Origin of the sequence: Streptomyces poriferorum (genome assembly GCF_019399235.1) — a bacterium.
Taxonomy (GTDB): Bacteria; Actinomycetota; Actinomycetes; order Streptomycetales; family Streptomycetaceae; genus Streptomyces; species Streptomyces poriferorum.
In genome coordinates this window covers 1-10,674 of sequence record NZ_JAELVH010000289.1, presented here as the reverse complement: position 1 = coordinate 10,674, position 10,674 = coordinate 1, and the positions used below count along the sequence as shown (strand labels likewise).

Here is a 10,674-nt window from a genome sequence, read left to right as displayed (position 1 = left end):
GGTCCCACTGGACGGCGCCGCTTCCGCCCGGTCTCCCGGCGCCGTCCAGTGGGACCAGCGTGACCTTGCCCGAGGGCGCGACCGCCCCCGAGGGAGCCTTCGCCGGGCCCGTCGCCGCCGCGCCGACCGCCGTGTAGCCGTCGCCGCCCGCCCGGTCTCCGCAGCCTGCCAGGGCACCGCCCAGACACAGCACGGCCGCCGAGGCGGCGATCACTGTGCCCCGGCGGCCGGACCGGCCGAATGTCTGACGTCGCATCGCGACAGTGTGTCTGACGGACCGTCAAATCGGAACCCTCGGAACCCCACGGGATCTTCAGAACCCCTCGGAACCCCGTGGGATCCTCGGAACCCCTCGGAACCCCTCGGAGCCCCTCGGGATCCTCGGAACCCCTCGGGATCTTCAGAGCCCTCGGAACCCATCGGGATCCGGGTTCCCGGTCAGTCGGCGATGAGCCCCTCCCTGAGCTGGGCGAGCGTGCGGGTCAGCAGCCGCGAGACGTGCATCTGGGAGATGCCGACCTCCTCGCCGATCTGCGACTGGGTCATGTTGGCGAAGAACCGCAGCATGATGATCTGGCGCTCACGCGGCGGGAGTTTGGCCAGCAGCGGCTTGAGCGACTCGCGGTACTCGACGCCCTCCAGCGCCGCGTCCTCGTAGCCCAGCCGGTCCGCCAGCGAACCCTCGCCGCCGTCGTCCTCGGGCGAGGGTGAGTCCAGTGAGGAGGCGGTGTAGGCGTTGCCGACGGCCAGGCCGTCGACGACGTCCTCCTCGGAGACGCCGAGCGCCTTGGCCAGCTCCGGAACGGTCGGCGAGCGGTCGAGCTTCTGGGCGAGCTCGTCACTGGTCTTGGTGAGGGCGAGCCGCAGCTCCTGCAGCCGGCGCGGCACCCGCACCGACCAGGAGGTGTCGCGGAAGAAGCGCTTGATCTCGCCGACGACGGTGGGCATCGCGAACGTGGGGAACTCCACGCCGCGTTCGCAGTCGAACCGGTCGATCGCCTTGATCAGGCCGATCGTGCCGACCTGGACGATGTCCTCCATGGGTTCGTTGCGGCTGCGGAACCGTGCCGCGGCGTAACGCACCAGCGGCAGGTTGAGCTCGATGAGTGTGTCCCGCACATAGGCGCGCTCCGGGCTTTCCGTTCCATCGGGGCCCGGTGCGGGACCCAGCGCGGCGAGCCGCAGGAACAAGGAGCGGGACAGCGTGCGGGTGTCGATGGCTTCCGACGAGCTGGTGAGCACAACGGGTGCGGGTGCGCTCTTGGTGAGCGTGAGCACCTTCGAGCTGCCCTGTTCTGCGGACATGCCACCCCCTTGAGGTCGCGGACGGTCGCGGTGGCCGCGACCATCGGAGGAACGCAGCCTCCACCTGAATACCGGAGGGGAGGCTGCGGCAAACGCGGTTCCCGCAGAATGTCACATGTCGGCAACACGCTGTAGTGACTTGTCGACAAGTTCCGGGGGTGTATGTCCAGTTAACAAGGGGTGTACGGCTTTTGGTCCGAGGGGAACGCCCCAGGACCGGTCTACCCGATCCGGTTACGCTTCGATCCTGTTTGCGGATCGAAGTCGGGCGAAACTTCGGGCGAGGAGTCTTGACACATGCATCTGTGAGACTCCGAGTTCCGCGCTGATCTGGGACTGCGTCAGGTTGCTGTAGTACCGCAGCAGGAGGATCCGCTGTTCGCGTTCGGGCAGTTGTACGAGCAGATGGCGGACCAGGTCGCGGTGCTCGACGCCGGCCAGGGCCGGATCCTCGTATCCGAGCCGGTCCAGCAGGCCCGGCAGCCCGTCACCCTCCTGGGCGGCTTCGAGCGAGGTCGCGTGGTACGAGCGGCCCGCCTCGATGCAGGCCAGCACCTCGTCCTCGGAGATCTTCAGCCGTGCGGCGATCTCCGCGGTGGTGGGGGAGCGGCCGTGAGCGGTCGTCAGGTCCTCGGTGGCCCCGGTGACCTGGACCCAGAGTTCGTGCAGCCGGCGCGGTACGTGGACGGTGCGCACGTTGTCCCGGAAGTACCGCTTGATCTCGCCGACGACGGTCGGCATCGCGAAGGTGGGGAACTGGACCCCGCGTTCGGGGTCGAACCGGTCGATGGCGTTGATCAGGCCGATCGTGCCGACCTGGACGACGTCCTCCATCGGTTCGTTGCGGCTGCGGAACCGCGCGGCGGCGTACCGGACGAGGGGCAGGTTCGCCTCGATCAGCGCCGCCCGCACCCGCCCGTGTTCCGCGGTGCCCGGCTCCAGTCCCTGGAGGCGGCCGAAGAGCACCTGGGTGAGCGCCCTGGTGTCGGCGCCCCGGGTCCTGGCGGGCGCGACGGTGTCGTCGGGCGTCTCGGTCTGGATCGTCTGGACCGTCTCGGCCACCGGGGGTGCCGGGGATGCCGGGGGCGGCTGGGACGTCGGTGCCGTCCGGGCGGCCGAGAGGGCCTGGACGGTCTGGGGAGGCACTTGAGGCGCTGTACTGGCCGGCACGGTGACGCCACCCCTTTGCGGTCAACTTCGGTCAACTCATCCTTCAAAAGCGGTCATAGCATCACAAGACATGTCCACTATGTGCAAGCACCCCATAGCGCCGTGTTGACCTCGAATCGGTTTAAACACAAAGAAAAGCCCCTCACCGTCATGGTGAGGGGCTCGCAGGGCCGAAGCCGTCAGAACGGGTAGTCGGCGATCACCCAGGTGGCGAATTCACGCCACTGTCCGGCGGCTGCCTGGTGGGCCGGATGCTCGATGTAGCTCTTCAGCGCGGCCTCGTCGGCGACCGCGGAGTTGATGGCGAAGTCGTAGGCGATCGGCCGGTCGGTGATGTTCCAGGCGCACTCCCAGAACTCCAGCCCGGGCACCTTGTCCGCCAGTTCCCGGAAGGCCTCGGCGCCCGCGACGACCCGCGGCTCGTCCCGCTCGACGCCGTCGTTCAGCTTGAACAGGACCAGATGGCGGATCATGGGGGTACTCCTACTTCACGAGCTCGGACATGAAGTCGCCGACGCCCTGAGCGGCGTCCGAAACGCCCTCGAACCCTACCTGGACGAGATCCGCGGCCCGGGCGGGGGACGTGATGATCGTGTAGAGCACGAAGACGACTATCAAGTAGAGAGCGATCTTCTTTGCTTGCACCATCAGCCCCTGACTCCCCTTCGATCCCCTGCGCGATCGGGCGAGTCTATCCGCACACATGGCCGTATCGGCTTGCTGATTCCGATCACTCATGCGGTCTTTAGGGACCAAGGACCCGGCGATCGGGGTCCTTTGCCCGCTCGCGCGGCTTCTGCGAAGGGGCAGGATGGTGAACGAGCCCAGCGGATTCGGCAGGAATCCGAGGGGCGAGGAACAGGACCTCTCTGTGGGGTTCTCACCGCGGCCTTCCCCCGATCGCGGTGAGAGCTGGTAGGGCCTGTTCTCATCGGGGGGAGCGGCTTGTCCCCCCGATGCCGCTTCCCCCGACCCGACCCCGCAGCCGGCCCCGGGCCCGACCACCGTCGGACCCGGGGCCGCTGCCGTACCCGCCGCACCGTCGCCGGGGCGGGCGGAGTCGGCCGGGCGGAAAACTCGAAGGGCCCGACGCTGTGCGTCGGGCCCTTCACAAGAGCGGTAGCGGAGGGATTTGAACCCTCGGTGAGTTTCCCCACACTCGCTTTCGAGGCGAGCTCCTTCGGCCGCTCGGACACGCTACCGAGAGAGAGCTTAGACCATCTCGGCCGTCCGTCGAAATCCGATTCCCGGCAAGCCCGCGTGTGGGCGGGGGAAGCAGGTCAGCGGTCGCGGAAGAAGGCCGTCAGGAGGGTCGCACAGTCCGTCTCCAGGACGCCGTGGATCACCTCGGGGCGGTGGTTGAGCCGGCGGTCCCGTACGACGTCCCAGAGCGAACCGGCCGCTCCGGCCTTCTCGTCCCGGGCGCCGTAGACGACCCGGCCCACACGGGACTGCACCAGGGCGCCCGCACACATGGTGCAGGGCTCCAGGGTGACGACGAGGGTGCATCCGGACAGCCGCCACTCGCCGAGCGCGGCGGCGGCCCGGCGCAGGGCGAGGACCTCGGCGTGCGCGGTCGGGTCACCGGTCGCCTCGCGTTCGTTGTGGCCCGTGGCGAGCAGGCCGCCGTCCGGGGCGAGGACGACGGCGCCGACCGGCACATCGCCGGCCGCCGCCGCCAGCCCGGCCTCGTCCAGAGCGCGGCGCATGGGTGCTCGCCACGGGTCCCTCACGGGATCGTGCAGGGGGTGCTGCGCCGGGGACGGGTCGTGCGGGTGCGGTGCTTCGGTCACCCGCGGACCCTAACGGACGGTCTCCAGGACCTCGGCTGCTCCCAGCGCGTCCGCGATCTCGGCCAGGGCCTCCGTCCGCAGCATCAGCAGCTCCGCCTCGGGGAGTCCGAGGTCGGACAGCACCCCGGTGTCGCCGAGCGGACCTGCCGGTACGGCGTCGGGGTCAGGCCCGTCGTCGTCGTCATCGTCGGTGGTGGAATTGTCGGGGGTTCCGGGTTCGCCGTCCTCCGTACCGTCGAGGCCGACGAGTTCTTCGAGGGCGGCAATCGAGTCCTCGGCCCCGGGTTCGCGGCCGAGCAGTTCATCCGTGAGCAGGATCTCCCCGTACGAGGAGCGGGCGGCGGCGGAGGCGTTGGAGACGTAGATACGCGGATCCTCCTCGCCGTCGACCCGGACGACGCCGAACCAGGCGTCCTCCTGCTCGATGAAGACGAGCACCGTGTCCTCGTCCACCGAGGCCTCACGGGCCAGATCCGTCAGGTCGGACAGGGTCTCCACATCGTCGAGATCCGTGTCGCTCGCTTCCCACCCGTCTTCGGTGCGCGCGAGCAGTGCGGCGAAGTACACCGTGACTCTCCCACTGGTCTTGGAGGCTCTCGTTCGGATCGGGCCGGATCAGGGAGCGGGGCCCGATCCCAACGAATGCCCCGGGTGTGTCGGTCCGGCGGGAGACAGCCGGGGTCCGGCTGCCCTGCGTCCCGCCCATCGGAATCGTGGCAGAAACGAGGGCTCCGCGAGAGCAGTTCCGCCGTTGCGTCGGCCATCAGTTCTCTACGGCGCCGCCACTCGGGGGTCCCTCCGACGGATGGCCGGCTACCAGCGGAACGTCCGCATCCGCATGGCCTGGCGCATTCTGGCGGCCTTGACCCGGCGCGGCTGGACCCGGTCGCGGAGCGCCTTGGCCTCGTGAAGCTCGCGGAGGAACTGGGCGCGGCGCCTGCGGCGCTGCGCGTCCGTCTCCGGCGCGTCCTGCGGGTCCGGGCCTTCCCGCTTGTGCTCCGCCCCGTCCGGCATCGGCTCTTCACCCCCAGGCTGGGTCCGTATGCCCCCACCTTCCCCCCGAACGTGCGGTTGATGCCAGCGCACGGGTGCGGGAGGCGCGGCTACTGTGGGTGGCATGCGGATCCACGTCGTCGACCACCCGCTGGTCGCGCACAAACTCACCACCCTGCGCGACAAGCGCACCGACTCCCCGACCTTCCGGCGCCTCGCCGACGAGCTGGTCACCCTGCTCGCGTACGAGGCCACCCGCGATGTGCGCACCGAACAGGTCGACATCGAGACCCCGGTGACACCCACCACCGGAGTGAAGCTGTCGTACCCGCGACCCCTGGTCGTACCGATCCTGCGGGCCGGCCTCGGCATGCTCGACGGCATGGTCCGGCTGCTGCCGACCGCCGAGGTGGGCTTCCTGGGCATGATCCGCGACGAGGAGACGCTCCAGGCGTCCACGTACGCGACGCGCATGCCGGAGGACCTCTCGGGCCGCCAGGTGTACGTCCTGGACCCGATGCTCGCCACCGGCGGCACGCTGGTCGCGGCCATCCAGGAGCTGATCAAGCGGGGTGCGGACGATGTCACCGCGGTCGTGCTGCTCGCGGCGCCCGAGGGCGTCGAGGTGATGGAGCGCGAGCTGGCGGGGACGCCGGTCACCGTGGTCACCGCCTCGGTCGACGAGCGGCTCAACGAGCACGGCTACATCGTGCCGGGCCTCGGTGACGCCGGGGACCGGATGTACGGCACCGCCGGCTAGGACCTCTTCCGGCGGGCTCCGCCCCGTCGCGCGAACACTGCCCGTCGTGACCACTGCCCGTCATGGCACCAGGAACCGACACGTCGGACGGCGACGGCCGGGGCGCTCCATGAGCGCCCCGGCCGTCGCGTTCCGCCCGCCCGCGCGTTCCTCAGCAGGAGGACGGCGCCGGGGCCGGCTTCGTCAGTGCGCTCAGCGCGGTGGCCGCCGTCCGCGGTGGGCTGAACGCCTTGAACTTCGTACCGATGATCAGATCGATGTCCGCGCCCTTGCGCGCGTCGGTCTTCGTCGCCGCGCCCGGCAGCTGTGTGCCGAGCACCGGGAACGTGCCGTCGACCGCGGCCGGGGCGCCCAGCAGCAGACCGGTGCCGACGACCTTCTTGTCGTACGCGGCGGTGGCGTTGCCCACCTTGCCGATGGTGAAGCCGCGCTTCTTCAGCTCGTCGGCCGCCGCCTTGGCCAGTCCGCCACGCGGGGTCGCGTTGTAGACGTTGACCGTGATCTTGGCGGGCTTGGGCAGGACCTTCGCGGGCGCGGCCGGCGCGGCGGTCGGGCAGTCCGCCTTGCGGTCGGCGGCGCTGGCCTGTTTGTCGCCGCCCGTGAAGACATCGATGAGCTGCAGCGTGCCCCATCCGGCGAGCCCGAGGGCGACCACGGAGGCGATGGCCGCGAGGACCAGTTTGCTGCGGCGGCGGGGGCGCCGCATGCGCGGGTACTTGTCACCCGTGATGCGGTACTTTCCGCCCATGCCGGGGGGAGTGAGCATGCTCATGGGCGCAGCGTAGTGCGGCCCGGTGATGATGACTATTTGATGATCGACGGATCGCACCCGTCCGGGTGCGAAAGCACCCGAACGAACCCCGTCGGAGTCGAACGCGACCGGTGGATCGGCTCAGCCGAGTTCGAGCACGCGGGCGTGCAGAACCTGGCGCTGCTGGAGCGCGGCGCGGACCGCGCGGTGCAGTCCGTCCTCCAGGTAGAGGTCGCCCTGCCACTTCACGACGTGTGCGAACAGGTCGCCGTAGAACGTGGAGTCCTCGGCGAGAAGCGTTTCGAGGTCCAGCTGGCCCTTGGTGGTCACGAGCTGGTCGAGGCGGACCGGGCGCGGCGCGACATCCGCCCACTGCCGGGTGCTTTCCCGGCCGTGGTCGGGATAGGGCTGCCCATTTCCGATGCGCTTGAAGATCACACGGAAAGCCTACCGGTCAAGACCCTCCGGGCGCAGCCATGGGGCGGGACTGCGGCGCGGCCCAGGGCGGCATATAAGCGCCCATTCCAGGATTGGAGCAGTGACGAACGAGAGCCCCGGCGGCCCCTGCGCGCGCCCCGGCGCCCCCGGGCGCACACCAGGGGCGCCCGGGGGCCGGGTCACTTTCCCTTGGCCGCCACCTTCGCGGCCTTGGCGGCCTGTTTGGCCTCCTGCTTGAACGCGCGGACCTCGGCGAGCGACTCGGGCCCGGTGATGTCGGCGACCGAACGGTGCGAGTCCGCCTCCCCGTACGGCCCTGCCGCCTCCCGCCAGCCCGGCGGCCGGACGCCGAACTGCTTGCCCAGCAGCGCAAGGAAGATCTGCGCCTTCTGGGTGCCGAACCCCGGCAGTGCGTTGAGCCGCTTACGGAGATCGGCCCCGGAGGTGGCCCCGGTCCACACCGCGCTCGCCTCGCCGTCGTACTGCGCCACCAGGTACTGGCACAGCTGCTGTACCCGCTTGGCCATCGAGCCCGGATAGCGGTGCAGAGCGGGTTTGTCGGTGAAGAGTCCGGTGAAGGCCTCCGGGTCGTACGTGGCGATCTCGTGGGCGTCCAGGTCGTCCCCGCCCATCCGCTGTGCCAGTGCGTACGGACCGGAGAACGCCCATTCCATCGGCACCTGCTGGTCCAGCAGCATGCCGACGAGGGCGGCGAGTGGACTGCGGGCGAGCAACTCGTCCGCCTCCGGCTGCTGAGCGATCCGGAGGGTGATGTCCCGGCCCTGGTTGCTGTTGGTCATGGACCCGATGATTGCGAGCCGGGGGTGCGACGGCCAGTGAAACCACCGCCGGTCCGGCTGTTTGCAGCCGTTTGCCGCTGTTCTCGGCTCCTCTCCGCCCTTCCCGGGCGTCCGCGCGCCGCTGGAGCGCGGCCGTACGGACCCGTTTCAGTCGTCGAGGCGGCCTGCTCTCAGTTGTCGAGCCGGTCCGCTTTCAGTCGTCGAAGCGGTCCGCATTCAGTCGTCGAGGCGGTCCGCTTTCAGTCGTCGAAGCGGTCCGCATTCAGTCGTCGAGCCGGTCCGCGCGCCCGTACAGATATCGGGCCTCGGGGATGCTCAGGGTCCCGGAGGCGGCCGCACGGTACGCGGCGCGGGCGCCCTCCGTGTCTCCCGCTCGTTCCAGCAGGTGGGCCCGGACGGCGTCCAGCCGGTGGTGGCCCGCCAGCCGGTCCGCGAGGGCGTCGGCCTCCGCCAGGCCGGCCCGGGGCCCGTGGACCATGGCGACGGCGACGGCCCGGCTCAGCCCGGCCATCGGCTCGGGGGTGATCCGTACGAGGACGTCGTACAGCGCCAGGATCTGTGGCCAGTCCGTGTCCTCGGCGCGGGCCGCCTCGTCGTGCAGTGCCGCGATGGCCGCCTGCACCTGATAGGGCCCGGCGGGCCCCTGGCCCAGCGCCTCCTCGACCAGGGCGAGGCCCTCGGCGACGGCGGCCCCGTCCCAGCGGGAGCGGTCCTGCTCGTCGAGCGGGATCAGCTCGCCGTGCGGTCCGGTGCGCGCGGCGCTGCGGGCGTCGGTCAACAGCATCAGCGCCAGGAGCCCGGTCACCGCTCCGTCGCGGGGCAGCAGCCGGCGTACCGCACGCGTCAGCCGGATCGCCTCCCGGGCCAGTCCGGCGCGGTGCAGGGAACGCCCCGAGGTCGCCGTGTAGCCCTCGTTGAAGATCAGGTAGAGCACCTGGAGCACGGCCGTGAGCCGCTGGTCCCGGTCGGCGGGCCCCGGCTGGACGAAGGCGGCGCCCCGGACCTTCCGTTTGGCCCGGCTGATCCTCTGGGCCATCGTCGCCTCCGGCACCAGATGAGCGCGGGCGATCTCGGCGGTGGTCAGCCCGCCGACGGCCCGCAGGGTCAGAGCGATCTGCGCGGCCGGCGCCAGGTCCGGATGGCAGCACAGGAAGAGCAGGGTAAGGGTGTCGTCCTCGGACGGCGCCCGGCTGCCGCCCGGCACGGACTCGTCGGGCGAGGGCGCCGTGAAGGCGTCCCGCGGCGTCAGTGCGGCCGCCACCTCCTCCCGGGCCCGCCGGGCCGCGTCGCTGCGCAGCCGGTCCACGAGCCGCCGTGAGGCCACCCTGATCAGCCAGCCGCGCGGATTGTCCGGCACCCCCGCCTCCGGCCACTGCCGGGCGGCGGCGATCAGGGCCTCCTGCACCGCGTCCTCGGCCGGATCGAAGTGCCCGTACCGCCGCACCAGCGCGCCGAGGACCTGCGGGGCGTGCCGCCGCAGCAGGTCCTCGATCTCGGTCGTCCGTCTCACACATCGCCTCCGCCGCTGTCGATGGGCCGGATGACCACCGGACGGACGGGCGCACCGGCCGGCGCGGGACACTGTGTGATGCGCCCGGCGATTTCGGTCACCCGGTCCAGGCTCTCGCATTCGAGGACCCAGTACCCGGCGAGCAGTTCCTTCGTCTCCCCGTAGGGACCGTCGGTGATCACCGGCCGGCCGTCCTCGCCCGCGGTGACGCACCGGGTCTTCGCCGGCTCGACCAGTCCCTGGGCGTCGACGAGCTCACCGCTCTCGGCGAGATCGTTGGTGACTGCGCCCATGAACGTGAACATGGCCTGGATATCCTTCTCGCCCCAGGCCGGATTGCCGTCGGACGCCTTCCCCTTCATCGCCTCGTAATCGGCCTGCGAGCCCTGCACCATCACCAGATACTTCATGGTTCCGCTCCCTCTGTCCGTTCCCTCACCGCCCCTTGTGGGCGACTCTCACAGGGGACGTCGGAGCGGGGCGGTGGTTCTCGACACCGCGCCGGGGAGTTTTCCGGGAAACCGCGAGAACTCCCGGAACGGCCCAGGGGAGAGGCGCATGGTGGGCGGGGGACCGTGGCTGGCCGGGAGACCGTCGCGAACCACCCGTACGTACCCGTGGGCCCGCTCGTCATGGGCGTTGCGCGTCAGCCGGACGACATCCATGCGATGTCCGAGTCGAAGGAGCCGCAGTGAGTGCGCGCATATTGGTCGCCGAGGATGACGCGAAGCAGGCACGGCTGATCCGGATCTATCTGGAACAGGCGGGGGACGAGGTGCAGATCGTCTCGGACGGGCGTTCGGCGATCGACCGGGCCAGGTCGTCGCGGCCGGACCTTCTCGTGCTCGACGTGATGATGCCGAACGTCGACGGTCTCGACGTCTGCCGCATCCTGCGCGCCGAGTCGCAGGTCCCGATCCTGCTGCTCACCGCGCGCAGCACCGAGGAGGACCTGCTGCTCGGGCTGGACCTCGGCGCCGACGACTACCTGACCAAGCCGTACAGCCCGCGTGAGCTGACGGCCCGCGTACGGGCACTGCTCCGGAGGTCGAAGGCGGCGGCCCCGGCCGCGCCCGCCGTGCTGACCGTGGGGGAGCTGGAGGTGGACACGACGCGCTTCGAGGTACGTGCCGCCGGGCGGCCGGTGGCGCTGA

The 10,674-nt window shown here is 70.6% G+C and carries 14 protein-coding genes, 1 tRNA gene and 1 pseudogene; 2 read left to right on the top strand and 14 right to left on the bottom strand.

Annotated features, from left to right (window positions below):
• From JGS39_RS33135 to JGS39_RS33095, 9 genes and pseudogenes are all read right to left on the bottom strand, one after another.
• Positions 1-256, bottom strand: a pseudogene (locus JGS39_RS33135) (hypothetical protein); the annotation flags it as partial.
• Between the two features lie 182 nt (positions 257-438).
• Positions 439-1,305, bottom strand: coding sequence for an RNA polymerase sigma factor SigF (locus JGS39_RS33130; protein WP_219573453.1), 867 nt, complete (start codon positions 1,303-1,305; stop codon positions 439-441).
• A 234-nt stretch (positions 1,306-1,539) separates the two neighbouring features.
• Entirely contained in the window at positions 1,540-2,451 is a 912-nt protein-coding gene (locus JGS39_RS33125) for an RNA polymerase sigma factor SigF (protein ID WP_371930351.1), read from the bottom strand.
• Between the two features lie 203 nt (positions 2,452-2,654).
• Positions 2,655-2,948, bottom strand: coding sequence for a Dabb family protein (locus JGS39_RS33120; RefSeq protein WP_219573451.1), 294 nt, complete (start codon positions 2,946-2,948; stop codon positions 2,655-2,657).
• Between the two features lie 10 nt (positions 2,949-2,958).
• The gene (locus JGS39_RS33115) at positions 2,959-3,123 is read right to left on the bottom strand and encodes a hypothetical protein (RefSeq protein ID WP_187285206.1); all 165 of its coding nucleotides are present in this window, start codon (positions 3,121-3,123) and stop codon (positions 2,959-2,961) included.
• Positions 3,124-3,592: 469 nt separating this feature from the next.
• Positions 3,593-3,677, bottom strand: a tRNA-Ser gene (locus tag JGS39_RS33110).
• 78 nt (positions 3,678-3,755) lie between these two features.
• Positions 3,756-4,268 carry a tRNA adenosine(34) deaminase TadA gene (tadA, locus tag JGS39_RS33105; protein ID WP_371930594.1) on the bottom strand — a complete coding sequence of 171 codons (513 nt, stop codon included), beginning with the start codon at positions 4,266-4,268 and terminating at the stop codon, positions 3,756-3,758.
• 9 nt (positions 4,269-4,277) lie between these two features.
• On the bottom strand, positions 4,278-4,835 hold the full coding sequence (locus JGS39_RS33100; RefSeq protein ID WP_219573450.1) for a tRNA adenosine deaminase-associated protein: 558 nt from the start codon (positions 4,833-4,835) through the stop codon (positions 4,278-4,280).
• A gap of 246 nt (positions 4,836-5,081) precedes the next feature.
• Positions 5,082-5,282 (bottom strand): hypothetical protein, encoded by a 201-nt coding sequence (locus JGS39_RS33095; RefSeq protein WP_219573449.1) that lies wholly within the window; start codon positions 5,280-5,282, stop codon positions 5,082-5,084.
• A 103-nt stretch (positions 5,283-5,385) separates the two neighbouring features.
• On the opposite strand from JGS39_RS33095, the gene upp reads away from it, so the two are divergent.
• Positions 5,386-6,021, top strand: a complete 636-nt coding sequence (gene upp, locus JGS39_RS33090; protein ID WP_219573448.1) for a uracil phosphoribosyltransferase — start codon at positions 5,386-5,388, stop codon at positions 6,019-6,021.
• Between the two features lie 151 nt (positions 6,022-6,172).
• On the opposite strand, the gene JGS39_RS33085 is transcribed toward upp, so the two are convergent.
• From JGS39_RS33085 to JGS39_RS33065, 5 genes are all read right to left on the bottom strand, one after another.
• Positions 6,173-6,769 carry a LytR C-terminal domain-containing protein gene (locus JGS39_RS33085; protein ID WP_219573454.1) on the bottom strand — a complete coding sequence of 199 codons (597 nt, stop codon included), beginning with the start codon at positions 6,767-6,769 and terminating at the stop codon, positions 6,173-6,175.
• Between the two features lie 144 nt (positions 6,770-6,913).
• A complete protein-coding gene (locus JGS39_RS33080; RefSeq protein WP_073736427.1) occupies positions 6,914-7,210 on the bottom strand; it encodes a type II toxin-antitoxin system VapB family antitoxin in 297 nt (98 codons plus the stop codon).
• A gap of 179 nt (positions 7,211-7,389) precedes the next feature.
• Positions 7,390-8,010 (bottom strand): HhH-GPD-type base excision DNA repair protein, encoded by a 621-nt coding sequence (locus JGS39_RS33075; protein ID WP_219573447.1) that lies wholly within the window; start codon positions 8,008-8,010, stop codon positions 7,390-7,392.
• A 262-nt stretch (positions 8,011-8,272) separates the two neighbouring features.
• Positions 8,273-9,520, bottom strand: coding sequence for an RNA polymerase sigma factor (locus tag JGS39_RS33070; protein ID WP_219573456.1), 1,248 nt, complete (start codon positions 9,518-9,520; stop codon positions 8,273-8,275).
• Positions 9,517-9,930 carry a YciI family protein gene (locus tag JGS39_RS33065; protein ID WP_219573446.1) on the bottom strand — a complete coding sequence of 138 codons (414 nt, stop codon included), beginning with the start codon at positions 9,928-9,930 and terminating at the stop codon, positions 9,517-9,519. The genes JGS39_RS33070 and JGS39_RS33065 overlap by 4 nt, the downstream gene beginning before the upstream one ends.
• 281 nt (positions 9,931-10,211) lie before the next feature.
• On the opposite strand from JGS39_RS33065, the gene JGS39_RS33060 reads away from it, so the two are divergent.
• On the top strand, positions 10,212-10,674 hold a 463-nt coding region (locus JGS39_RS33060), incomplete at its 3' end, for a response regulator transcription factor (protein ID WP_219573445.1).

What these genes read in the sequence shown, in the direction of transcription:
- JGS39_RS33130 (WP_219573453.1), bottom strand. Translation starts at nt 1,305, where the DNA reads ATGTCCGCAGAACAGGGCAGCTCGAAGGTGCTCACGCTCACCAAGAGC.
- JGS39_RS33120 (WP_219573451.1), bottom strand. Translation starts at nt 2,948, where the DNA reads ATGATCCGCCATCTGGTCCTGTTCAAGCTGAACGACGGCGTCGAGCGG.
- JGS39_RS33115 (WP_187285206.1), bottom strand. Translation starts at nt 3,123, where the DNA reads ATGGTGCAAGCAAAGAAGATCGCTCTCTACTTGATAGTCGTCTTCGTG.
- JGS39_RS33095 (WP_219573449.1), bottom strand. Translation starts at nt 5,282, where the DNA reads ATGCCGGACGGGGCGGAGCACAAGCGGGAAGGCCCGGACCCGCAGGAC.
- upp (WP_219573448.1), top strand. Translation starts at nt 5,386, where the DNA reads ATGCGGATCCACGTCGTCGACCACCCGCTGGTCGCGCACAAACTCACC.
- JGS39_RS33085 (WP_219573454.1), bottom strand. Translation starts at nt 6,769, where the DNA reads ATGGGCGGAAAGTACCGCATCACGGGTGACAAGTACCCGCGCATGCGG.
- JGS39_RS33075 (WP_219573447.1), bottom strand. Translation starts at nt 8,010, where the DNA reads ATGACCAACAGCAACCAGGGCCGGGACATCACCCTCCGGATCGCTCAG.
- JGS39_RS33065 (WP_219573446.1), bottom strand. Translation starts at nt 9,930, where the DNA reads ATGAAGTATCTGGTGATGGTGCAGGGCTCGCAGGCCGATTACGAGGCG.